We start from the raw sequence: 24090 nt of genomic DNA, 5'->3' as shown, positions 1-24090 counted from the left end.
TTCTTTATATATTTGTCCTTACAATTTTGGGTTTGAAGCCTTTCTCGGTAAGAGCACCAAGAATCTGCTCCTTATGCTCGCTTCCGAACGCTTCAAGTGTTATACGAAGCTCAACCGCAGCGTTTCTGTTTATTGAAACAAACTGGTTGTGCTCGAGTTTAATAACGTTTCCGTTCACCTCAGCGATAATACCGGATACTCTTGAAAGCTCACCCGGCTTGTCGGGAAGAAGTACAGAAACGGTAAAGATTCTGTCTCTCATGATAAGACCCTGCTGTACAACGGAAGACATTGTGATAATGTCCATATTTCCGCCTGAAAGAACGCAGGCAATTTTCTTATCCTTACAATCAAGCTGCTTAAGCGCTGCAACAGACAAAAGTCCGGAGTTCTCAACAACCATCTTGTGATTCTCGACCATATCAAGGAAAGAAACAACAAGATCTTCATCGGGAACAGTGATGATTTCATCGATATTCTTGGTAAGATAAGGGAATATCTTCTCTCCCGGTGTCTTAACCGCAGTACCGTCGGCAATAGTATTTACACCCGGAAGTGTAACGACATGTCCCGCCTTCATAGATTCCTGCATGCAATTTGCTCCCGCAGGCTCAACACCGATTACTTTAATCTTGGGATTAAGGAGCTTTGCAAGTGTTGAAACACCTGTTGCAAGTCCGCCTCCGCCAATGGGAACAAGAATATAATCAACTGTGGGAAGTTCTTTGATGATCTCCATTGCAATGGTTCCCTGACCTGTCGCAACATCAAGATCGTCAAAAGGATGCACCATTGTGTATCCATGTTCTTCCGCAAGCTTACAAGCATGCTCATAAGCTTCGTCATATACATTTCCATGAAGAACAACTTCCGCTCCAAGTGCCTTTGTTCTGTTAACTTTGATAAGAGGAGTCGAAGTCGGCATCACAATAGTAGCTTTTACACCATAGCATTTTGCAGCATATGCAACACCCTGCGCATGATTTCCGGCAGAAGCTGTTATAAGCCCTTTCTTTCTCTCTTCATCGGAAAGAGTCGTAATCTTATAATAAGCACCTCTTACCTTATATGCCCCGGTTCTTTGAAGGTTTTCGGGTTTTAAATAAACCTTGTTACCAGTACTGTTGCTCCAGTAATCACTGTAAATAAGCTTAGTTTCAAGTGTAACTTTTTTTACAGCTTCATACGCTTCTTCAAATTTTTCAAGTGTCATTTTTGATTCTTCAGCCATTTCTTCTATCTCCCAACTTAATATTTATGAAAATAATGCATCTACAAACTGATCGGAGTCAAATCTCTCCAGGTCGTCTATAGCCTCACCAACACCGATATACTTGACCGGAATGTTGAGCTCGGAAACTATAGCAACAGCAATTCCTCCCTTTGCAGTGCCATCAAGCTTGGTAAGTATAATACCCGTAAGGTCTGCGGCTTCGCCGAATTCCCTTGCTTGCATTATAGCGTTCTGACCTGTGGTTCCGTCAAGAACAATAAAGTTCTCCCTGCAAACATCACCGAGTTCCTTATCAAGGATTCTGTTCATCTTTGACAATTCATCCATAAGATTCTTCTTGTTGTGAAGTCTGCCGGCAGTATCAACTATCAGAATATCGCAATCCCTTGACTTAAAAGCGAAAGCGGCATCATAAATAACACTTCCCGGATCTCCGCCTTCTTTTCCGCAAATAATCGGAGTTCCTGCTCTGTCAGCCCACTCCTTTAACTGCTCTGTAGCGGCCGCCCTATATGTATCGGCAGCTGCGATAAGAACTTTTTTGCCCTTATTCTTATAAATAGCCGCAAGTTTTCCTACAGATGTAGTCTTTCCGACACCGTTTACGCCGATAACAAAAATAACCGTCTTCTTATCTTCAAAATCATAGGCATCTTCGCCGGTTCTCATCTGTTCTCTGATATTTTCCACAAGAAGCTTCTTACACTCCGCAGGATCTGAGACATGCTTTTCCTTAACCTGCTTGCGCAGGCTGTCAATGATCTTACTGGTTGCATCGATACCAATGTCACCCATGATAAGCGTCTCTTCAAGCTCCTCATAGAATTCATCGTCTATATTTGAAAATCCGTTAAAGACATTGTCTATACCCTTAGCGATATTTTCTCTTGTTTTGGACAATCCATGCTGTAATTTTGCAAAAAAACCATTAGCCATCAGTTACTGAGCTCCTTATCGATAAGATTTACGCTTACAAGTGTTGATACGCCTTTTTCCTGCATCGTAATACCGTAAAGTCTGTCGGCACTTTCCATTGTACCACGACGGTGCGTAATTACAATGAACTGTGTATTGGAAAGCTTGTGCAAATATTTTGCAAAACGTACAACGTTGTTTTCATCAAGTGCCGCTTCAATCTCATCAAGAAGACAGAATGGCGAAGGTTTGAGGTTCTGAATGGCAAAAAGAAGCGCAATAGCGGTAAGTGCTTTCTCTCCACCGGACATCTGCATCATGTTTACAAGCTTCTTTCCGGGCGGCTGAGCGTTGATCTTGATTCCCGCTTCAAGGATATCTTCATCCTCCGCAAGTTCAAGAGTTCCCTTTCCTCCACCAAACATTTCCTTAAATACCTGGTCGAACTCAGTATTTATGAGCTTAAACTGCTCCATAAACTGCTTTCTCATAGACTCATCAAGATCGTTGATGATCTCTTTGAGCTGTCTCTCAGCTTCGATAAGGTCATCGTGCTGAGTCTTCATAAATGTATATCTCTCCATGAGGTTCTTGTAATCCTCAATGGCATTTACATTGACATCGCCAAGTTTTCTGATCGAATCCTTCAAAGAGTGTATCTCTCGTCTCATAGAAGGAACATCATTCATTTCCTCATCGCGAAGTTCTGCTGCATCGGACAATGTGATCTCATACTCATTCCACATGTAATTGATCTGTGACTCGATCGCCTCTTCGCATTTTTCCTTCTTGGAAGTAAGTCTTATAACTTCTTTATCAAGATCGGACATCTGCTTATTCAGATCTTCCGTCTTTCCAAAGAACTCCTTCTGGGCCTCGGAAAGATTATTCTTGATTTCTTTCTTCTCCTCAAGTTCCTTGGTGGCATCCGACTGAACATCCAAAGATGCCTCGATCGTCAGCCTGATTTCTTCAATATCTTTCTTATTCTGCTCAAGAAGTCTTGCGTTCTCATTCATGGATTCAATGATCTCAGCAAGAGCTTTCTCTTCGGTCTCGATATCTTCATTTACACGATCGACATTCTGCTGATAGAACTCCTGCTTCTGATGACTCTTCTCGTATTCAATCTCTTTTACGGAGACAGCATCATTTTCACGTTCTTCAACAGCGTGCAACTCTTCAAGCATAGCCTTGAACTTCTCAACCTGTTCGGTACAGGTCTTCTCTGTATTCTCAGACTCTGTGAGAGCAGAAAGAGCTTCCTCTTTCTCAGCTTCAATCTCTGCAACCTTTGTCTCTATCTCATCGTTTTCAGCCTTAAGGTCGCTGTAGTTACCCTTTTGTTCTTCCTGTCTGGCTTCCTCGTTTTCAACGTTAAGTCTTGCCGTATTCTGAGCAATAAACTTACCCTGAAGTTCTGTACGAAGTTCCTCGGAAAGAGTACGAAGTTCATTTCTCTTTTCCTTGGCCTTGGCAATCTCAGCCTGGAGTCTGTCAATCTGTTCCTTATAATTCTTAACATTAAGCTCCATATCGTCCATCTCACGACGTCTTCCAAGGAGATTACTGTTATTCTTAAAAGCACCACCACTGATAGCTCCGCCGGGAACAAGAAGTTCACCCTCAAGAGTTACCATTCTGACAGTATATCTGTATTTTCTGGCTATCTTTACGGCATTGTCGATATTATCGACTGCGACGATTCTTCCAAGCATAGCCTTTGCCACACTCTTGTACTTGGGATCCGTGTTTACAAGTTCATCCGCCATACCAAGTACACCCTCTTCGTTAAGAGCTTCCTTAGCCTTTAATTCAGGGGGATTATCAAGAGATGTAAGAGGTAAAAATGTCGCTCTGCCTGCCCTTGATTCCTTAAGGTATGCAATCATCTTCTTCGCAGTCTCTTCATCGTCGGTAACAATATTCTGAATATTACCGCCAAGAGCAACCTCAATAGCGGTCTCGTATTTTGGCTCGGTTTTGATAATGTCGGCAACAACACCGATAATTCCGGGTACGGTGTCTTTCCTCTCCATTACCTTCTTAACGCTTCCGCCGTATCCTTCGTATCTCTCGGTAATATTGGCAAGAGCATCAAGTCTTGATTTTTCCTGCTGATAAAGTCCCTGTGTTTTTCTAAGCTCAGCATCCTTGCGGGACATTTCTTCTCTGATAGCCACGATTTCCTGATCCGTAGCTTTCTGTTTCATGTTCATCTCAGAAATCTCAGCGGTTATCGCATCGAACTCATCCCTTAATTTTTTGATTGTTTCTTCCTGTCTGGATTCATCGGACTGCGCACGAACAAGCTTTCCGGTAAGTTCAGCCTTTCTGATATTTACCTGTTCCTTCATTGTATCAAGGGAACTAAGCTTGGACTTAATGGTAGCTCTTGTATTAAGGGTTTCTATTATAGTGCTCTTGCACTCTTCAATCTGTTCGTTGATCTCGCCGATCTGATTAAGGACTTTATCAAGCTCTTTTCTTGCTTCATCCTTACTTTCAAGGAGTCTTGCAACTTCTGCGTCAATCTCCTCTTTTTCCTGTAAATACTTCTCTTTTTCTTTATTCTTATCAGCAATCTTAGCCTGCTCATCATTAATTCTCGTTTTGAAATGAGCATCGTTTGAGGATGCGGAATTGATCTTCTCATTAAGGATTCCGATCTGACCCTCAAGCTTTTCTTTTTTTACAGAAGAATCCGTGATCTTTGCCCTTGCTTCGTCTATCTCTGCATCAATCTGTTCAAGCTTCTTCTGGATATTTTCATATTCTTCCTTAGCCTTCTCATAATTGTTCTTTGACTCGCTCAAAGACTCTGTTGCTATAAGAAGGTTCTTTCCTGCTTCTTCAAGCTGTTCCTTCTGATTCTTATTCTCAACAAGGAACATATTCACATCGAGAGTCTTAAGTCTCTCTCTGTATTTCAAATACTCTTTGGCCTTTTCGGACTGTTTCTCCAAAGGCCCCGTCTGTTTCTCCAGCTCAGCGAGAATATCGCTTATTCTGGTAAGATTTATCTTTTCTTCGGCGAGCTTTTTAACCGCAGTTTCTTTTCTGGATTTAAACTTAACGATACCTGCAGCCTCGTCAAAAAGATTTCTTCTGTCCTCAGGCTTACTTGAGAGGATCTGATCGATCTGACCCTGTCCGATAATGGAATATCCCTCTTTACCGATACCGGTATCCATAAACAGCTCGTTTACGTCCTTAAGACGACATACAGAGCCGTTGATCATATATTCACTCTCTCCCGAACGGTATAAACGTCTGGAAACAGTAACTTCATCATAATCTATTGCAAGTGAATGGTCGGAATTATCAAGTGTGATGGCAACAAAAGCATAGCCCAGCGGTTTTCTGAGCTCTGTTCCCGAGAAAATAACGTCCTGCATGGATCCGCCTCGGAGCTGCTTGATACGCTGCTCACCAAGAACCCACCTTACGGCGTCCGCGACGTTACTCTTTCCTGAACCGTTAGGTCCGACGATTCCGGTAATGCCGTTGTGAAAATCGAATTTTATTTTATTGGCAAATGATTTAAAACCATGAATCTCAATACTTTTTAAATACATTATTTCTTTTTGTTCAAAGTAAGAACCGCCTGATATGCCGCCTGTTGTTCAGCACTTTTCTTGGTTCTACCAGTCCCTTCTCCCATATTCTTATCTGCTACAAAAACACGAACCTTGAACATTTTATCATGTTCAGGACCACTTTCGCCACAAGTTTCATATCTCACAGTGCCAAGCTTCTGACTCTGCACAAGCTCCTGCAAAGTAGACTTGTTGTCATTGTACATCTGATAGGATTCAGCATTGCTAAGAACATACTTATCAATAAACTTCTTTGACTCATCAAAACCGCCGTCCAGATAAAGAGCTCCGATAACAGCCTCCATAACATCGGCAATAATGGACTCCTTATTTCTTCCACCGGTCGCCTCTTCGCCTTTTCCAAACTGAATATAATTTTTAAGATCAATCTGAAGAGAATCATGATAAAGAGCAGGCTCGCAAACAAGTGCAGCCCTTATCTTAGACATCTCGCCCTCTTTCTTTTCCGGAAATGTCTTAAAGAGATATTCACTGGAGATCATCTCCAAAATGGCATCTCCCAAAAATTCAAGGCGTTCATAATCATGCTTCTTATTGATCTTGTGCTCATTCACGTAAGAGCTGTGTGTAAGAGCCTCGATAATAAGAGCTTTGTTGTTGAATTTATAACCGATAGTCTGTTCCAGTCTGCTGATGTCATTTTCCGTTAACATAGTCACCTCGAAAAGTGTTTAGAATAAAATAGAAAAGAGGCAGTTATAATGCTGCCTCAGATAATACAAACAAAAATCAATTGAGAATTACTTAGTTTCTATTGCAGCCTTCAAAAGCTCAACAGCTTCCCCAACAGTTTTGATATTTTCAGTCTTCTCAGGCTCTATCTGAACATCAAATTCGTCCTCAAGGCCCATAATAATCTGAAAAAGATCGAGAGAATCAGCTCCGAGATCCTCTGTGAATGTTGTCTCCATCTTGATTTCCTCAGGATCAACATTGAGTACGCTGGCAATAACTTCTTTCATTTTCTCAAATTCCATAAAACTTTTCCTCCACTGCATGGCAGCTTTTTTATTTCTTTTTTAAGCGACTTCACAACAATCTAAGCAGGTAAATATCATACCTGTGAAATCTTAGCGCTGATCTTCTCACTTATTTTTTGCTCTGTGAAAGTTACACACTGTAATATTGAATTCTTAATCTCAATATCACTTGAACTTCCGTGAGTCTTAACGACAAGCCCCTTTAATCCAAGCATGGGTGCTCCGCCGTGCTTCTCAAGACTGTAATTGCCAAGAGTCTTCTTAAGGTCGTCTTTGATAAGAAGTGCTCCTATCTTGCTCTTAAGACTTGACATAAGTCCCTTCTTAATAACGTTGACGAGAGATTTTGCAACGCCCTCGTACATCTTAAGAATAACATTTCCCGTAAAAGCTTCGCAGACAATAATATCGGCATAACCAGCAGGAATGTCTCTCGCCTCGATACTTCCGATAAAATTGATATCGGGACAATTTTTCAAAAGAGGGAATGTCTCCTTAACAAGTGCATTTCCCTTCTCCTCTTCAGCTCCGATATTGACGATTGCAACCGTGGGATTCTTGATTCCCATGATGTTCTCCATATAAACGGTTCCCATCTTAGCAAACTGAACAAGATGATTTGCTCTTGCATCAACATTTGCTCCGCAATCGATCAAAAGAGAATTACCCTTCTCTGTAGGAATAAGTGGAGCAAGGGGTGCTCTGTCTACTCCCTTAAGTCTTCCGACAATTATCTGGCCGCCAACTAGTGTGGCTCCGGTGCTTCCCGCAGATACATAAGCATCCGCTTCACCGTGATTCACCATATACATAGCCTTAACTATTGATGAATCTTTCTTGGTCCTGATAGCCAAAACCGGCGGTTCCGCCATCTCTATGACTTCTGTTGCATCAACGATTTCAATTCTGTTTTTATCGTAGCTGTATGCAGAAAGTTCTTTCTCCAGAACCTCTTTCTTACCGACAAGAAACACTTTGAGAGCATCGGATTCGGCTACTGCCTCAACCGCTCCCTTGACCGTTGCAACAGGTGCATTATCTCCACCCATAGCATCAACGGCAACACGTACAAGTTCCGACATATTCGGGACCTCCTATTAAATTGAACTTATTTTAATATACTAGAGTGAATGACAAAAATCAAGGCTTTCCGACATAGCCGGAAAGCCTTTAAATTCTGACTTTATGAGGTCATACCAAAAGTATATCAAGCCTCAGTCTCAACAATACTCTTCTTATTGTAGTAGCCACACTTCTTGCAAACCTGATGAGGCTGCATAAGAGCTCCACAATGACTGCACTTTACCAAAGTGGGAGCTGTCATTTTCCAGTTAGCTCTTCTCTGATCTCTATGGCCTTTTGATGACTTGTTCTTAGGGCAGATTGACATTTGAGTAACACCTCCTTACAGTAACCGTATAAGAAACTGCCTGTTTACAAAGGCAATTGTTTACGTTTATTCATTAGCATACCTATGTAGTATACTCATAGGTTTTTTATTTGTCAACAGTTTTTTATATGCTATCTATAGCAGTTTTGTGAGTATTTCTTCGGTGAAATTCCCACGGATTTTGTAAATGCCTTTAAGAAGTTGCTATAATCCGAAAAACCGCATTCCTCGCAGACTTCGCTGACACCTTTTCCCTCCGCCAAAAGCGACTTTGCGATAGAAATCCTTCTGGCTGTCATATATTTGTTTATCGTAGTTCCTGTAGCCGACTTGAAAATTCTGCAGATATAGGACTCACTTATGTAGAAATGCTTTGCAAGATCACCAATACTTACGGGGTTCTGAATATTGTTGTTAAGATACGAAAGAATTGCATCCACCTGCTCGTTATATGTGGCAACTTCCTCTTCCTGCTTATTGTTGTCTCTGTCGATCACAATCTTGTTTATCATCAAAAAGAGTTCTATAAATGTTGCCTTTTCAAGAAGATCATGTCCGTAACCGTTACTTGTAAGTATCTTATTTACAAAATAAAGAAATCTCTTCTGCTGTTCCTGATTGAGGCTGATCTTATGTGAGAATTCCTCTCCCCGATGCTCAAAACAAGCATTGAGATTAGTTTCTTCACTCGAAATGCTCTTCATAAACTCAGGATCTATCATTATAACAATTCTTTCATGAAGCTCTTTGTCTATCTGTGTAAGATAATGCGAATCATACTGGCTTATAAGAAAAATATCGCCAGGTGCCACATCGTAAAGCTTATTATCTATAAGAAATTGCTTTCCGCCCGAAATTGAATAATACAGTTCATAGCAATCATGGATATGCATATCCATTGCCTTTTCATCCTTGTAAAGATGTGCGATGGAGAAATATCTTTTCTCCATGCTTTCAGCCATAGCCTCTTTGCAAGAGTTTAGTTCTTTCATATCAAGTTCCCTCTCATTTAGAAAATCTCCAAACGGGCACCTCATAAACCTCATCAACCATTTCCATATTGATTCCCGGCCCGTATTTTTCATTCAAATAAACATATATATATCCGGCTTTTTCGCCCCCGCCGATAAAAAATACATCGTCTCTCTCAACAAGAGCTCTTGCAGGATTGGCAATTCCAACCAGATTAGCGTGATACAGCCCTATGGGTGAAGGCATTATCCAACCACCAAACTGACAAACATTGGCATAAAAATCGCGATATTTCGCATCAATATCGAAGATATTTCTCGCCCCGCACAGATTGCTGTACAAAGTATCAACATCTACGATATAAAATCCCTCTAACTCCGTTATCGCTTTTGCCTTGCCGTACATCCAGTCATCTTCAGGAATAACACGACAATGCTTTTGATTTACAAACGTATCAACCTTCCCCGCTCCAAAAATTATTGTAATAACAGTCGATAAACCGATTGCGCATATGCCAAGTGTTTTTTTCACTTTATCTGAGGTTACTTTGGCATAAATCTTATCAAAACATCCCTCATATATTAAAAACATCAGTGTGAAGAATAAAGCTGAAACCCAAATGCCACATTCTACCCTCCACATTATTCGTCTGAAACACGTCAAACCATAATACTCAGAAATCACAAAAAATGTCTGCAAAATCACGAAAAATTTGTATCTTTTCTCGAAAAAGATTAGCGCAAATACTACGATCAGCAGAAATGCAGCGGAATAAGCCCCGTGTTTCCAAGACTCTCCCATCTTTTCAAGTGAATCCGTAAGCACCCCTATGTCCAGTTTAAATCCATCAACTCTGGTGTTCTTACCGATTTCTTTCATCGTCTTAAGCCTGTCCAAAGTGAAATATTCGGTATCGTTCCAAAGCCACATATCCATCAGCTTAAAATCAATCTCGGTAAAGCCCGCAGCAAGATACTCATCTTTATTCCATGAAAAATTGAAATTTCCAAAGTCTCGTTTTTCCGACATTATATTGTTCCAGTCAGTGAAATATCTCCACTCCGGATTCATATAATATGCGTAAAAATTGGCCGCCAGCATCAGCACAGAGACAATTATAGGCATAAGGAAAAAGATTGCAACCTTTTTTATCTTATTTTTAAGATCACCTTTGTAAAAAAGAAACGCGGCTAAAACAAATGGTGCAACCATGCCTACGCCTACTACTCTCGCGCCGACACCCATGCCAATTATCGCGGTTGCAATAACCATGAGGATCACTGACTTCTTTTCATAAAAAAGCTGTGCCAGAATAAGTGCTACGCCTGCAACTCCATATAAAGTCGAACTCTGTGTAAATTGAATATTCGAGTAAAAATCATAAGCCAAAAGAAGATTAATAAGCACCGTAACAAGAATCGATGCTTTCATCGGAAGTCTGTCTGTGATAACGACACAGATAACGATAATACTCAAAAGATTAAAAAACAGATAAAGCCAGAGATACCAGTTCACAAACGGTATCACGGCATACATGAATTTCAGAAAATATCCGATGACAATATTATTAAAAATAAGGTACTGTGAAGGACTGCCAAAAGCTCCGGCAGCTATCAGATTCATGATAGCGTCATCGCTTGTAACATATTTCAAACAACCAATTACTATACACAGAATAAAGTACAGTATACTTATTCCGGACAGTACCGCCCATTTTTTTCTACTATACATAACCTCTCTCCATAAAATCGATCGCAGCGCCAAGTATAAAAAAACAGAAAAAGCCGACTAAAAAGCCGGCTTTAAAAGTCATTTGCAAAGAGCGTATGTGTCGCGAGCGATCGCAAGCTCTTCATTTGTAGGAACAACCATAAGTGTTACCTTGCTATCAGGATTAGAAATAATCTCTTCCTTACCACGTACAGTATTAGCCTCTTCATTTAATGATGCGCCGATAAATCCGAGGCCGTCAATTATGATTTTACGAGTAAAGCCACTATTCTCGCCCACACCGGCTGTAAAACAGATTGCATCAACTCCGCCCATAGCTGCAGTATAAGCGCCAATGTATTTTACAACTCTATAGGCGAATGTGTCAACTGCACGTTTAGCGCCTTCATTTCCGTTTAAGTATCCGTCCTCTAGATCTCTGAAGTCAGATGAGAGCTCATTTGAGAGGCCGAATACACCGGACTTCTTGTTGAGAATATTGTTTACTTCCGCAACGGAAAGATTCTCTTTTTTCATAATAAATTCTACGACAGATGGATCAATGTCACCTGTTCTTGTTCCCATGATAAGTCCTTCAAGAGGTGTAAGTCCCATTGAAGTATCGATGCACTTGCCGCCCTTTACAGCAGATACCGATGCACCGTTTCCAAGGTGACAAACGATAAGCTTAAGGTCCTTGATGTCCTTACCGAGGATCTCGGCAGCTCTCTTACTTACGTAAGAATGGCTTGTTCCGTGGAAACCGTATCTTCTGATTCCGTACTTCTCGTAATATGAATAATGAAGTCCGTAAAGGTAAGCGTTCTCAGGCATTGTCTGATGGAAAGCTGTATCAAATACGGCAACCATAGGTACGCCTGGCATTGCCTTCTGGCAAGCTTTGATTCCGATAAGGTTTGCAGGATTGTGCAAAGGAGCAAGATCGCTTACATCCTCAATAGCCTTGATTACTTCGTCATTTATAACAACAGACTTTGTAAACTTCTCACCACCGTGAACGATACGATGTCCTACGGCTCCGATCTCATCAAGAGAAACAACACCGTTCTCCTTGTTTGTAAGTGCTTCGATCACAAGCTCGATAGCCTTGTTGTGATCGGGCATCGGAGTTTCAACAGTAATCTTATTCTTTCCTTCGGGAGTGTATACTATTCTGCTTCCGTCAATACCGATTCTCTCGCAGAGACCTTTGCAGATAACCTGCTCGCTCTCTGAATCGATAAGCTGAAATTTAAGTGAAGAGCTTCCACAGTTAATAACTAAAATTTTCATATCAAATTGCCTCTTTTCAAATGTAATATAATATATCATGATACTTATAATACTATTTCATAACAATAGAAAAAGTGTACAAAATTTTTGAATTTTTGAAAGCGTTTACACCAAGATGAAAACTGTAGGAATCATTGCTGAGTTTAATCCGTTCCATAACGGCCATAAATATCTCATCGAAGAGAGCAAAAAAAGAACCGGTGCAGACTACTGTATAGTAGTTATGAGCGGTGATTTTGTGCAGCGCGGAGCACCCGCAATAACAGACAAATTCACAAGAGCCAAATCTGCCCTTGATTCAGGCGCTGACCTTGTTTTGGAACTTCCGTCCTACTACGCTTTGGGAAGTGCCGAATACTTTGCATCTGGCGCCGTTTTCCTTTTAAACAAATTAAATTCCGTGGATTATCTGTGCTTTGGAAATGAATCGGAAAACATAGATTTATTGTTCAATATTGCAGGCATTTTGAACGAAGAATCAGATTCATTCAAACGCAATATAAAAGAAAATATAAAAAGTGGAAAAAGCTACGCCGCTTCCCGTGAAAGTGCAGTATTTTCCGAGCTTTGCACGATCAATTCATCAATATGTGAATGTGACAAGAAAACTGATGTCAAAAAAGCGCTTACATTACCAAACAGCATTCTTGCAACCGAGTATCTGCGCGCATTAAGAAGAACAAACAGCCGCATCACACCGGTAATGATAAAAAGAATCGGTGAAAACTACCATTCAACAGATATCACCGAATACTCTTCCGCCACAGCTATAAGAAACAGCATCACAAAAGATACAGACGGCAGGCTCACTCTAGAGGGCTCTGTAAAAAATGCCATGCCCGAAACATCTTTTAACTTACTAAACGATAAACTTGTCCGCGGAGAATATGTAAAGGAAGACATCCTCGATAGCCTTCTTTATTACAAACTCATGCAGAACAAGGGCGATTTCACGGCTTTCCTTGATATAAACGAAAGCCTTTCAAACAAGATAAATAAAACCATAGATAAATACGAGACTTTTGACGGATTCTGCAACATCCTTAAGTCAAAAGACCTCTCCTACACGCGCATAAGCAGATGCCTTATGCACATTCTTCTTGATGTCAAAACCGGCAACATGCAGAAATACAAGGATGACGGCTTCACCTCATTTATCAGGATCCTCGGGCAAAAAAAGAGTTCTTTTCCCTTACTGGCTAAGATAGGCGAAAACTCAGATATCCCCGTGATCAACAGACTAAAAGATGCCGGGAAGATTCTTGATTCCCTGTCCATGCAGCTTCTAAGCGAAACTCTTGCAGCATCAAAGGTATATAATCTTTTATGCGGTCAGAAAAATGTCAGTGAATTCAGCCTTCCGCCGATCATACTCTAGGGGAAAAGCCTAAAAACGGCGTTTTTCGGATTGCAGATGCTATTTTATCGTGCTAACATATACATGTAGAATTTCATAGTTATATAGTTTTAGTGTTTTTCATGCTTTTCTTTAAAAATATTTTTCAGACCGGCTTTGAGGAGATTTTTAATGGGACTTGTTACATTAACCAAAGGACAGATCGTGCACAAAGCGATGTCCGATACTGTAGGTACTTTAGAAATTCTTGTAAAAGGAAAAATCAGGGCAACCGATCAATTCACTTCATTTGTAATAAATGTTGGAGGAATCATCGGTCTTGTTGAATCCCCTTCAAAAGAATACCAATACACATACGAAGCCCTGGAAGACGCTTCCGTCTACACTTATCCTTACGAAGGCACAGATGATATTCTCGCAATGCTTAAATGCAACGAAAAAATCACATCGGTTCTCGCCTCGCAATCCGTTTTTATAACTCACGAACTATTTTCAGAATACGAAAGACTTTTCGAATCGGCTCTTTTTGAATTCAAAAAAATAAAATCAGACTACGCAGACTATCCCGAACTTTGCATAAGGGCAGGCGAAGTCCCGACAAAATTCGAGATGCTCGATCTCATAGTTCCTCCCGTAAAAAATAATATGCTTTCAAGTTGGGAATACGGCTATTACAAGAGTCTTAAGGAACACGAAGCGGCTCTGGGAAAGTCCTATTACGCACTAAGCCAGGACATAGCTATCGGAACGATCATGATCGCGGAAAAGAACCAGAAACTCATTTCCGTTTCAACCAAGTTCCTCACCGCGTACAAAAAGCAGCTTGGCAGAAATACCGCAGATTTCACCACTACCTTAAAAATGATACACGCAAAGATTGAAAACAACGAAAAGACTGCGGAAGGAAATGAAAACGAGCCTGTAATCACCAACGCTCTTGCCGTTATTCTCACATACTCAGGCGTAGATTCTGAACTTTCCGCCAAATTTCAGGATGAGATTGCTGCATTTAAAGCAAGCGAAACCCGCTATGACACAGCTGACGAAGCGCGTCTTCTTAGAAAGAACATCTCATCGTCTTTTTATAAAATATACAAGAAAGTCTTCTTAAAGAGCCTGTCAGACAAAGACATACCGATAGAGGTCAGGATGTTACTAATGTTTGGCTTTGTCGATGAAGAACTCGCCGGCGAAAAGAACACTTCCATCCTCTGTAACATCGCAAGATCCTACGTTCCCGATCCCGAAGGCAATATTCTTCTTCTATCGGAATGGCTCAAAAAAGTCTACAAACTCCAGGCTAATCCTTCAAGAAACGAATTTGACCAGGACTGGGAAACATATCTTCGCGAGCAAAAGGCCACGGGAGTTCTTAAACAGGAACAGATCGACGCCATGATAAACAATCCGGATAGCCGACTTGATTTCGAGATTAACAATCTCTTTTCACTCGGAAACAGGATGACGTTCGGCAGGATTTCCGTATTCGTTCCCGTGTTCGATTCAATGAATGTGCTAAAGCCGCTCAATCTCGCATATATGACTTCGTCTAAAATCAAGGAGCACATCTCCAAGATTAAAAGCATCGACTTTGGTGTATTCTGCAGGCAGGCCGTGTATTCCAACACCGACATCGGGATCACGCAGGTTTATTACGCAGAAGAAGTCGAGCCCTATATCATACTTATGCCAAACGCAGGAACCAGAGCCACTTTGTGGCAGGAAATCGAGGGTAAAAAGAGAAACACAAAGGCCAGAATGCTCATCTCCATATTCAACCTCGAAAACACCGAAGACTGCATGATCAAGCTCCTTGGCGAGTTCAGATGGGAAATGTGCAAGACGGAACAAGGCGTACACTGGAACGATGTCACAGACCCGTCGTTAACTTCCATGTACTGCGACTATCTTCAGTTCTTTAAGAAAAACCAGACTCTTTCTTCCGAACAAAAAGATAAGCTTCGCCTTGATCTAAAGAAATATAACAATAATTACAAGAGCATTTTCATAAGCGACTACCTCGCATACCTGAAATATGAGGCTACAGGGTCACTGAGACTAAACAAGGTCGCAAGAGAGATTTTGTTTAACTCATGTCCTTTTTCAAAACAATATCGCGAAGCGGTTTATGACAATCCGCAGTACAAGGAGCTCATAAACCATTACACAGCGCACAACGCCAATGTCTCAAAGCCTCTTCAGAACCTTGAATTCAGGCTAAAAAAAGAAGGTCTGGAAGTTCCTCATGAACTCACAGACCAAATCGAATATCTTGCCAAATAAATACAGTAATTACAATGTAACGCCGCGCTTCCATATTGCCATATCGTGGAAGCCGGCTATTTCACTCTTAAGTTTCTCGCCGGATGCCGCATTGAGTATCATATCAAAGAGCTCCTCGGCAAGCTGGTCAAAGCTCTTTCCCTCAATAACATCTCCCGCAGAAAAATCTATCCAGTTATTCTTCTTGTCACGGATTCTGTTGTTACTTGAGATCTTAAGCGTAGGTACAGGGCATGCAAACGGAGTTCCTCTTCCTGTTGTAAAAAGAACTATCTGAGCGCCCGATGCTGCAAGTGCCGTAGCTGCGCAAAGATCGTTTCCGGGTGCACAAAGAAGGTTAAGCCCTGTAGTATCGGTGGTCTCACCGTAGTCAAGAACGTTCATAACAGGAAAACTTCCTGATTTCTGGGTACATCCAAGTGATTTATCCTCGAGCGTCGTAATTCCGCCTGCCTTATTTCCGGGCGATGGATTCTCATATATTGGCTCTCCGAGCTTGGTAAAATACTCTTTGAAATTATTTATCATATCAACGGTATCATGAAAAGTATTTTTATCCTTGCATCTGTTCATAAGGAGCGTCTCCGCCCCGAACATCTCGGGTACTTCGGTAAGGATCGATGTACCGCCGCGTTTAATTATCATATCGGAGATTCGTCCGACAAGAGGATTTGCCGTAATTCCCGAAAATCCGTCACTTCCACCGCACTTAAGCCCGATAACAAGCTTTGACGCGCTGACTTTCTCTCTTCTGTCTCCGGCTGTCGCATCGATTATTTCCTGCAAAAGCCTGATACCGTCTTCCATCTCATCATCCGATTCCTGACAAACAAGAAACTTGATCCTGTTCTCGTCAAAATCACCGAGATAAGGTTTTAATACATCTATATTGCTGTTCTCACAGCCAAGGCCTACTACAAGCACACCTCCTGCGTTGGGGTGTCTTATAAGATCTGACAAGATAGTCCTTGTATACTCCTGATCGTCACCCGTCTGCGAACAGCCGTAATTATGCGTGAAAGCAACAACTTCGTCGATGCTTCCCTTTATCATATGATTTCCCTCTTTTGCCAGAGCCGTCGCAATGTTATTTACGCAACCAACTGTAGGGATTATCCATATTTCGTTTCTGATTCCGACTCTTCCGTCGTCTCTTACATATCCGTGAAAAAAGCTCTTTTCTTTCCCCATCATCTTGAGCTTCTCGGATATATCCTCAGCGTCCGGCATATACTCATATTGAAGAATACCGTTAAGCTTAGTCCTTGTATTATGTGTATGGATCCATGTTCCGGGCTCAATATTCTCCGTGACACAACCTATCGGAAAACCGTATTTGACAACTTCCTGATCGTGTCCAATAGCTTTGACGGACATCTTGTGTCCCGAAGGAATGTCTTCTCTTGCCTTGATTACAGATCCGTCGGAAAGCACGATCTCATCCCCCGCCTTTACAGGCTCAAGACAAACAACAACATTGTCCTTCTCATTGATTTTAAGAAATTTATTCATTTGCTACCTCTTTTTACCCTCATCCTAATGTAAGCATTTACAAACTCATCATATATTCAATATGACCACTCGTCAACGAATTTTTTCTATTGTATTTAATATATGGCTCTTGTATAATACTTTTGAAAAATATGAAAAGGCTTACATATTTAAAGAATAAAAAATTACGTTTATAAACGGAGGGTATTTAATGAAAAAATTCATGGACAAAGATTTCCTCTTACAGAGTGAAACCGCTAAGACACTTTATCACGACTACGCTGCGAAAGTGCCCGTACTTGACTATCACTGCCACATCAATCCCAGAGAGATTGCCGAAGATAAGCATTTCGACAACATCACTCAGGTTTGGCTCGGCGGAGATCATTATAAATGGCGTCTCATGAGATCTTTCGGTATCGAAGAAAAATATATCACAGGAGATGCTTCCGACAAAGAAAAATTCCTTGCATTTGCAAAATGCCTCGGAAAAGCTGTTGGACACCCCATCTTCCACTGGGCACACCTTGAGCTTAAGAAGTACTTTGGATATGACGGAGTTCTCAACGAGAGCACAGCCGAGGAAGTTTACGATATCTGCAACAAGGTTCTTCAGGCTCCTGACATGGGCGCAAGAAAGCTCATCAAGATGTCAGACGTAACACTCATCTGTACAACAGACGATCCGGTTGATACTCTTGAATGGCATGATATGATAAAGAATGACGAGACATTCGATGTTAAGGTTCTTCCCGCTTGGCGTCCCGACAAGGCTAAGAACATCATCAAGCCCGAATTTGCTTCATATATCAATCAGTTATCTGAAGTAAGCGGCGTTAAGATTGATTCATTCAAGGCCTTGAAAGAAGCTCTTAAGGTTAGACACGATTACTTCGAGCAGAAGGGATGCAATGTTGCAGACTTCGCTCTTGAGTACGTTATGTACAAGCCTGTTTCTGAAGAAAAGATTGAGGAGATCTTCGCCAAGAAGATGAACGGCGGAGAAGTTTCTTACGAAGAGTACCTTCAGTACCAGACAGCATTCATGCTCTTTGAGGGTGAGGAATGTGCTAAGAGAGATTGGGTTATCCAGCTCCACTTCGGATGCAAGCGTGACAACAACACCGCTATGTTTAATAAGATCGGACCCGATACAGGATTTGATGCTATCGATGCTTACTATCCTATGGGCGAACTTGCAGACTTCCTTGATGCACTTAATTCAAAGGATGCTCTTCCCAAGACGATCATTTACAGCCTTAACCCCAACGATCTTATGATCATCAACACTATGCTTAACTGCTTCAACCAGGCTCCTACAGTTGCTAAAATCCAGCAGGGAAGCGCATGGTGGTTCAATGATACTAAGCTCGGCATGGAACAGCACTTAAAGGCAGTTGCAGAATCAAGTAACCTTTCAGGTTTCGTAGGAATGCTCACAGATTCAAGAAGCTTTACTTCTTACACAAGACACGAGTACTTCCGCAGAATCCTTTGCAACTTCCTTGGATCACTTGTTGAAAACGGCGAATATCCTGCAGAGTGCATCGATACACTCGGACAGATTGCCGCTGATATTTCATATAACAATGCAGTTAGATACTTCAAATTTCCTTTAGAAACGAGATAAGTATGAGCAACCAAATGACTATTTACGATATATCCAAAAAAGCCGGAGTTTCAATCGCTACAGTTTCCCGTGTACTTAACGGAAGCTCTAACGTTAAGCCCCGCACCCGAAAGAAGGTACTGGATATAATTGAACAATGCGGATACAAGCCAAATGCATTTGCAAGAGGACTCGGTCTCAATTCAATGAAAACCGTTGGTATTCTTTGCGCCGATGCATCCGATCTGTATCTTGCAAAGGCAATTTACTACATTGAGCAGAACCTTAGAGAAAACGGTTACAATTCAGTATTATGCTGTACCGGTTACGAGATTCCATCTCGTAAGAAATGCCTTAATCTCCTACTCTCTCAGCATGTAGATAGCGTAATAATGGTCGGTTCTAACTTTATTATGAACAATGCTGAAGATAACCAGTATGTTATTGATGGAGCTGCTTCGGTACCTATCATGCTTCTCAATGCAGACTTTGATTGCCCCAATGTATATTGCACACTCTGCGATGACTACAAGGCAACCCAGGATGCTACGGAATGCATGCTCGATGCAGGAATAAAGAATATTCTGTATCTCTACAACAGCACAACATATTCCGGATTAAAGAAGCTTGCCGGATTCCAAAATGCACTCTTAACACATGACATTCCTCTCAGAAAGGAATATCAGCAGTGCTTCCCCGGAAGTCGTGAGGATATCGACGGAGTAAGGGATTTTGTCGATAAGCTTTACAAAGAAGGTCTTAAGTTTGACGGAATTGTTACGAGTGAGGATTTCCTTGCTATCGGTGCCATGAATTTTGCGAAAGCAAATAAAATTGATGTACCGGACAAGCTTCAGATTGTAGGATATAACAATTCTATCCTGGCTCACTGTTCAGAACCCAACATATCTTCTGTCGACAATCGTCTTGAAGATATGTGCATTCAGCTTGTTAAAACACTTATCGGAACTCTCAGTCAGAATGAGATGCCTCAGAAGACAATCTTCTCGGGCGAGCTCATCAAGAGGGGATCGACAAACTTCTAAATATCAAAGGGCTATGCCGTGATTTACGGTATAGCCCTTTATTTACAAGGGGATGTGTGAGAATATACGGTGTTGCCCTTTATTTACAAGGGGATATGCGAGAATATACGGTGTTGCCCTTTATTTACAAGGGGATATGCGAGAATATACGGTGTTGCCCTTTATGTATACTTTCCATGCGGGACTTTGGTTATTTTTTGGTTGTCTGCGCAGTGATTTTCATTAATTTATAAAAAACAGGAGATGCTTCCTTTCACGTTGTTCAGAGAAGTCAGCATCTCCTGTTTTTATAAATTTTGAAAATCATCTTGCTCGTACAAATAAAAAATAGCCAAAGTCCCGCATGGAAAGTATATTATGAATCTCATACGGAAATTATTCGGCACGGATCTCCGCCTAATTATATAAAACTCTAAGCATACTTTTTCATTCTTTTGAAGTGCACAGAGATAGTCTGCAGGTTGAATTTATACGATTAACTTCAACTTTATCACACCATGCACCAGCAAAAATGGAATCCATAAAGTAGCGACATACTATGCTAATTCGATAAGCTCCATTTTACCGGTTTCATATGCAAATAATCATAAGTTTCGAGGCTCATTTAATACTATTTCACCTTCGAAAACATCTTCTATATTGCAATCTTCTCCAAGAGAAACTGTAATTCTGCTGTCGTAAGTCTTCCATTCAAACTGTGACCAATCGACGCCTTCTACATTTCTATCGGGTGTTTGATCATTATAATTATCTATTATAAACTCCTGTTTTTGATGATTTTTCTTCATCGCCAATGTGCTCATTGCCATGGCATATAATTGCGGATCATACTTCATGAGTTTTTGAGCTTCAACGGTTGTTATAGATCTTCCGCTTGATATTTTTGCGGCAATTTCAAAAGCATCCGATGCGTCTTTTGCAGCTTTCTTCCATGCTTCGCTTTGCTGCTGTGCAACAGCCAGTTCATGTTGCATGATATAATTATTAAACGCGCTCATCCTATCCGCTTCTGCTTTTTTATCAGTTTCTAGCAGTTTCTTTTTGATCTCAGCCGATAATTCTATATTGATTCCATTGACTGTAATATAGCCACGCGAAACAGCTCTGTTCACCATAGCCGAATCTGCAAAGTGAACTATAAATGTATTTTCCTTATCTCCCTTTGATGCTCCCAATATGTCTTTTCCGGAAGTCGCAGATATATTATTGTTCTGCTGCGCCGCATAAGCTTCATCAGATATCTCTACAGTGTCTTTCTTGCTTGATGCGCTTTGGGCAATATAAGAGCTTTGGCTTTTATTATCATTACCATAATATTCTATTTTGGCTCTTTTTTCTCCGAAAACACCTGCTATATTCATTAGATGCATCCCCCTATGAAGAATCCGTTGTCAAATACTTTTTCCTACATAGATTTTATCGGCATCAACAGATAAACATTTTACTAGAAAAACTATTTTATCTATGCAATCACTCATTTGTGATGATTCCGCCACCGAGGACGATGTCGCCATCGTAGAGAACTGCGGATTGACCGGCGGTGATGGCACGCTGAGGTTCGTCGAAAGTGATCTTGGCTTTGCCGTCACTGAGGGCCTCGAGGGTTGCGGGTTGTTCCTTATGGCGATAGCGGATTTTGGCGCTACAGCGCATTGGCTCAGCCGGAACATCGCCTGTTATCCAGTGAAAATCGCGGATTATAAGTTCTTTCTCGAAAAGTTCTTTGTTGTCGGCGAGGATGACTCTGTTGTTCTTTACGTCGAGTTGCTTTACGTAGAGTCTTCTGTCTGCGGGAATTCCGAGACCTCGGCGCTGGCCGATTGTGTAATTTATAATTCCTTCGTGGGTACCGAGAACGTTTCCTTCAGTATCTACAAAGTCGCCTTTTTCATACTCTTTGTCTCTGTAGCGTCTTATCATTGCAGCATAGTCGCCGTCAGGAACAAAGCAGATGTCCTGGCTCTCGCTTTTATGTGATGTTACAAACTGCTTCTTCTCTGCAATTGCTCTTACTTCGTTCTTTGTATATTCCCCGAGTGGGAAGAATGTATGCGCGAGCTGTTCCTGTGTAAGATCGTAGAGAACGTAGCTCTGGTCTTTATTGAGATCTTTGGCTTTGAGAAGGTAGTATTTGCCGTCTCTTTCCTCGATTCGCGCATAGTGTCCGGTTACGATATATTCGTAGCCAAGTTCTTTGGCCTTATTGTAGAGGCTGTCGAACTTAAGGTATCTGTTGCATCTGATACAAGGGTTTGGTGTCTCACCATTTTCATAGCTACAGATAAATGGCTCGATAACTTTCTCCCTGAATTCAGCTTCGTAATGGTAGATGTTATAAGGAATTCCAATCTTCTCGCAGACTGCTCTCGCATCCTGAGTATCGTTAAGACTGCAGCAGGTTCCGAAGAGATCCTCACCAATAACGTCATTTTCATATAATCTCATGGTGCATCCCATGCAATCATAACCTCTGTCCGCAATAAGTGCAGCCGCGACACTACTGTCAACGCCACCACTCATCGCTATCAAAGCTTTCTTATTTGATTTATTATTTAAAACACTTTCTGACATAAAAACTCCAAAAAAATGAACTACAATGTTATTTTAGCATCTTTAAGACACGAATACACATAATCCATATCCATGCTCTGCCTTATTGTATCAGCAAGTATATCATACTGGCTCTCTTTAAATTCTTCATAAGAAAATTTCTCTGAGTCCGATTTGCCCAGAGCCTTCAATATACATGCAGCAATATTCCCCTTATCAAAAAGACCGTGTACATAGCTTCCATAGACATTCTTTCCATTGCTGACCACAAGATTGCAACCATCACCTTCAATCGCATCATTTCCGTTATCTGCATCTCCGCCGGCTCCTGTGCCTACTTGATCTGCTCCGCCTCCGGCACTCTCGCCCATGTGGATCTCATATCCTGAAATCTCCATATCTTTAAGTGATTCAAATATTCCTTTCGGAAAAGAAATCTTAGCATCAACCTGTTTTCTGACCTTTTCCTCCCGAATCTGCGTATCGATATCAAGAAGTTCCATTCCCCTGATTGCTGAACCAATTCCGCTTTCGGCACCGGAAGGATCGATTATCTTATTTCCAAGCATCTGGAAACCTCCGCAGATTCCGAATACGGGCTTTTTCATTGAATAACGTTTTATCACAGCTTCAATGCCCGATTCCCTGAGCCATTTAAGGTCGGCTATCGTATTCTTGCTTCCGGGCAGGAAGATAATATCGGGGTCTCCGAGATCGTATACAGAATCAACGTATCTTACAACCGCATTACTTAGAGCGTCAAAGCAGTTAAAGTCTGTAAAATTGGAAATCCTGGGATACCTTATAACGACGATATCCGCAGCGTTTCCGCTCACTTCTGCTTTTGATTTGTCATTAAACTTATCGGTAAGTGAATCCTCGTCATCAACTTTGATGTTCATATATGGGATAACTCCGGCCGTCTTAATGCCTGTTTTCTCAGTGATCATATCAATTCCTGAATCAAGCAAAGAAACATCGCCTCTGAATTTGTTGATCACAAAGCCTTTTATCCTGTCTCTCTCCCCATCTTCAAGAAGCATTGTTGTTCCAAAGAGCTGGGCAAAAACTCCGCCCCTGTCTATATCACCGACAAGAAGAACAGGTGCATCGACCATCTTGGCCATTCCCATATTTACGATGTCATTTTCTTTTAGGTTTATTTCTGCGGGACTTCCCGCGCCTTCTATCACGATAATATCAGCTTTCTTGCTAAGCTGTTCAAATGCCTTGATTATATCGGGAACAAGTTTTTTCTTATATGCAAAGTATTCGCGTGCACTCATATTTCCGATTACTTCACCGTTAACGATAACCTGAGAGCCAACATCGCTTGTAGGTTTTAAAAGAATAGGATTCATGCAGACCAAAGGCTCAATGCCTGCGCACTCAGCCTGCATAACCTGTGCTCTTCCCATCTCAAGACCCTCTGAAGTAATAAAGGAATTAAGCGCCATATTCTGAGATTTGAAGGGTGCTGCCACATAGCCATCCTGCCTGAATATTCTGCACAAACCGGCTACAAGAAGGCTTTTTCCCGCCCCCGACATAGTTCCCTGAACCATGATTACTTTTGCCATCTTTTTATCCTATAAAAAGCTTTTTATTGAAAAAAGAGCCGCTCGCGACTCTTTTTCCAA

At 41.3% G+C, this 24090-nt stretch carries 18 protein-coding genes; 4 read left to right on the top strand and 14 right to left on the bottom strand.

Annotation, left to right across the window (positions count from 1 at the left end; translation table 11 throughout):
- Positions 1-4: 4 nt before the first annotated feature.
- The 10 genes from ilvA to G628_RS0101965 all read right to left on the bottom strand — a co-directional run bounded on the left by ilvA (position 5) and on the right by G628_RS0101965 (position 12114).
- Positions 5-1231: a threonine ammonia-lyase gene (gene ilvA, locus G628_RS0102015; protein WP_027208320.1), complete on the bottom strand. Its 1227-nt coding sequence runs from the start codon at positions 1229-1231 to the stop codon at positions 5-7.
- A gap of 24 nt (positions 1232-1255) precedes the next feature.
- Complete coding sequence (ftsY, locus tag G628_RS0102010; RefSeq protein WP_026666710.1) at positions 1256-2170, bottom strand: signal recognition particle-docking protein FtsY; 915 nt, start codon at positions 2168-2170, stop codon at positions 1256-1258.
- Complete coding sequence (gene smc / locus G628_RS0102005) at positions 2170-5727, bottom strand: chromosome segregation protein SMC (protein ID WP_026654969.1); 3558 nt, start codon at positions 5725-5727, stop codon at positions 2170-2172. The genes ftsY and smc overlap by 1 nt, the downstream gene beginning before the upstream one ends.
- Entirely contained in the window at positions 5727-6422 is a 696-nt protein-coding gene (rnc, locus tag G628_RS0102000) for a ribonuclease III (protein ID WP_026654970.1), read from the bottom strand. The genes smc and rnc overlap by 1 nt, the downstream gene beginning before the upstream one ends.
- Positions 6423-6509: 87 nt before the next feature.
- Positions 6510-6746, bottom strand: a complete 237-nt coding sequence (acpP, locus tag G628_RS0101995; RefSeq protein ID WP_026654971.1) for an acyl carrier protein — start codon at positions 6744-6746, stop codon at positions 6510-6512.
- A gap of 77 nt (positions 6747-6823) precedes the next feature.
- On the bottom strand, positions 6824-7831 hold the full coding sequence (gene plsX, locus G628_RS0101990) for a phosphate acyltransferase PlsX (protein ID WP_026666707.1): 1008 nt from the start codon (positions 7829-7831) through the stop codon (positions 6824-6826).
- 125 nt (positions 7832-7956) lie between these two features.
- The gene (gene rpmF, locus G628_RS0101985; protein ID WP_026512861.1) at positions 7957-8139 is read right to left on the bottom strand and encodes a 50S ribosomal protein L32; all 183 of its coding nucleotides are present in this window, start codon (positions 8137-8139) and stop codon (positions 7957-7959) included.
- Between the two features lie 131 nt (positions 8140-8270).
- The gene (locus G628_RS0101980; protein ID WP_027208319.1) at positions 8271-9131 is read right to left on the bottom strand and encodes an AraC family transcriptional regulator; all 861 of its coding nucleotides are present in this window, start codon (positions 9129-9131) and stop codon (positions 8271-8273) included.
- Between the two features lie 13 nt (positions 9132-9144).
- On the bottom strand, positions 9145-10842 hold the full coding sequence (locus G628_RS0101975) for a hypothetical protein (RefSeq protein ID WP_026666706.1): 1698 nt from the start codon (positions 10840-10842) through the stop codon (positions 9145-9147).
- 78 nt (positions 10843-10920) lie between these two features.
- Complete coding sequence (locus G628_RS0101965; RefSeq protein ID WP_026654975.1) at positions 10921-12114, bottom strand: acetate/propionate family kinase; 1194 nt, start codon at positions 12112-12114, stop codon at positions 10921-10923.
- A 115-nt stretch (positions 12115-12229) separates the two neighbouring features.
- On the opposite strand from G628_RS0101965, the gene G628_RS0101960 reads away from it, so the two are divergent.
- The gene (locus tag G628_RS0101960) at positions 12230-13492 is read left to right on the top strand and encodes a nucleotidyltransferase family protein (RefSeq protein WP_027208318.1); all 1263 of its coding nucleotides are present in this window, start codon (positions 12230-12232) and stop codon (positions 13490-13492) included.
- 150 nt (positions 13493-13642) lie between these two features.
- Positions 13643-15754, top strand: coding sequence for a hypothetical protein (locus G628_RS0101955; protein WP_027208317.1), 2112 nt, complete (start codon positions 13643-13645; stop codon positions 15752-15754).
- 9 nt (positions 15755-15763) lie between these two features.
- Here the strand turns inward: G628_RS0101955 and G628_RS0101950 are convergent, their stop codons facing one another.
- Positions 15764-17266, bottom strand: a complete 1503-nt coding sequence (locus G628_RS0101950) for a UxaA family hydrolase (RefSeq protein WP_027208316.1) — start codon at positions 17264-17266, stop codon at positions 15764-15766.
- 190 nt (positions 17267-17456) lie between these two features.
- Here G628_RS0101950 and uxaC point away from each other — a divergent pair, with 190 nt between their 5' ends.
- The gene (gene uxaC / locus G628_RS0101945; RefSeq protein ID WP_026654980.1) at positions 17457-18875 is read left to right on the top strand and encodes a glucuronate isomerase; all 1419 of its coding nucleotides are present in this window, start codon (positions 17457-17459) and stop codon (positions 18873-18875) included.
- A gap of 14 nt (positions 18876-18889) precedes the next feature.
- On the top strand, positions 18890-19900 hold the full coding sequence (locus tag G628_RS0101940) for a LacI family DNA-binding transcriptional regulator (RefSeq protein ID WP_026654981.1): 1011 nt from the start codon (positions 18890-18892) through the stop codon (positions 19898-19900).
- Between the two features lie 584 nt (positions 19901-20484).
- On the opposite strand, the gene G628_RS17870 is transcribed toward G628_RS0101940, so the two are convergent.
- From G628_RS17870 to G628_RS0101925, 3 genes are all read right to left on the bottom strand, one after another.
- A complete protein-coding gene (locus G628_RS17870; protein ID WP_051198955.1) occupies positions 20485-21261 on the bottom strand; it encodes a hypothetical protein in 777 nt (258 codons plus the stop codon).
- Between the two features lie 109 nt (positions 21262-21370).
- Positions 21371-22471, bottom strand: coding sequence for a tRNA 2-thiouridine(34) synthase MnmA (gene mnmA / locus G628_RS0101930; protein ID WP_027208315.1), 1101 nt, complete (start codon positions 22469-22471; stop codon positions 21371-21373).
- Between the two features lie 20 nt (positions 22472-22491).
- Positions 22492-24030, bottom strand: a complete 1539-nt coding sequence (locus G628_RS0101925) for a cobyric acid synthase (RefSeq protein WP_026654983.1) — start codon at positions 24028-24030, stop codon at positions 22492-22494.
- Between the last annotated feature and the right edge of the window lie 60 nt (positions 24031-24090).

The sequence above is a fragment of the Butyrivibrio hungatei NK4A153 genome, from assembly GCF_000424465.1.
Lineage (GTDB): Bacteria > Bacillota > Clostridia > Lachnospirales > Lachnospiraceae > Butyrivibrio > Butyrivibrio hungatei_A.
This window is presented reverse-complemented; position numbering and strand designations above follow the sequence as displayed.

Bases quoted from the DNA above. Each gene is read 5' to 3' on its own strand.
- acpP (WP_026654971.1), bottom strand. From the start codon at position 6,746: ATGGAATTTGAGAAAATGAAAGAAGTTATTGCCAGCGTACTCAATGTT.
- smc (WP_026654969.1), bottom strand. From the start codon at position 5,727: ATGTATTTAAAAAGTATTGAGATTCATGGTTTTAAATCATTTGCCAAT.
- G628_RS0101960 (WP_027208318.1), top strand. From the start codon at position 12,230: ATGAAAACTGTAGGAATCATTGCTGAGTTTAATCCGTTCCATAACGGC.
- mnmA (WP_027208315.1), bottom strand. From the start codon at position 22,471: ATGTCAGAAAGTGTTTTAAATAATAAATCAAATAAGAAAGCTTTGATA.
- G628_RS0101965 (WP_026654975.1), bottom strand. From the start codon at position 12,114: ATGAAAATTTTAGTTATTAACTGTGGAAGCTCTTCACTTAAATTTCAG.
- uxaC (WP_026654980.1), top strand. From the start codon at position 17,457: ATGAAAAAATTCATGGACAAAGATTTCCTCTTACAGAGTGAAACCGCT.
- plsX (WP_026666707.1), bottom strand. From the start codon at position 7,831: ATGTCGGAACTTGTACGTGTTGCCGTTGATGCTATGGGTGGAGATAAT.
- G628_RS0101980 (WP_027208319.1), bottom strand. From the start codon at position 9,131: ATGAAAGAACTAAACTCTTGCAAAGAGGCTATGGCTGAAAGCATGGAG.
- G628_RS0101955 (WP_027208317.1), top strand. From the start codon at position 13,643: ATGGGACTTGTTACATTAACCAAAGGACAGATCGTGCACAAAGCGATG.
- G628_RS0101925 (WP_026654983.1), bottom strand. From the start codon at position 24,030: ATGGCAAAAGTAATCATGGTTCAGGGAACTATGTCGGGGGCGGGAAAA.
- rpmF (WP_026512861.1), bottom strand. From the start codon at position 8,139: ATGTCAATCTGCCCTAAGAACAAGTCATCAAAAGGCCATAGAGATCAG.
- G628_RS0101950 (WP_027208316.1), bottom strand. From the start codon at position 17,266: ATGAATAAATTTCTTAAAATCAATGAGAAGGACAATGTTGTTGTTTGT.
- G628_RS17870 (WP_051198955.1), bottom strand. From the start codon at position 21,261: ATGAATATAGCAGGTGTTTTCGGAGAAAAAAGAGCCAAAATAGAATAT.
- ftsY (WP_026666710.1), bottom strand. From the start codon at position 2,170: ATGGCTAATGGTTTTTTTGCAAAATTACAGCATGGATTGTCCAAAACA.
- rnc (WP_026654970.1), bottom strand. From the start codon at position 6,422: ATGTTAACGGAAAATGACATCAGCAGACTGGAACAGACTATCGGTTAT.
- G628_RS0101940 (WP_026654981.1), top strand. From the start codon at position 18,890: ATGACTATTTACGATATATCCAAAAAAGCCGGAGTTTCAATCGCTACA.
- ilvA (WP_027208320.1), bottom strand. From the start codon at position 1,231: ATGGCTGAAGAATCAAAAATGACACTTGAAAAATTTGAAGAAGCGTAT.
- G628_RS0101975 (WP_026666706.1), bottom strand. From the start codon at position 10,842: ATGTATAGTAGAAAAAAATGGGCGGTACTGTCCGGAATAAGTATACTG.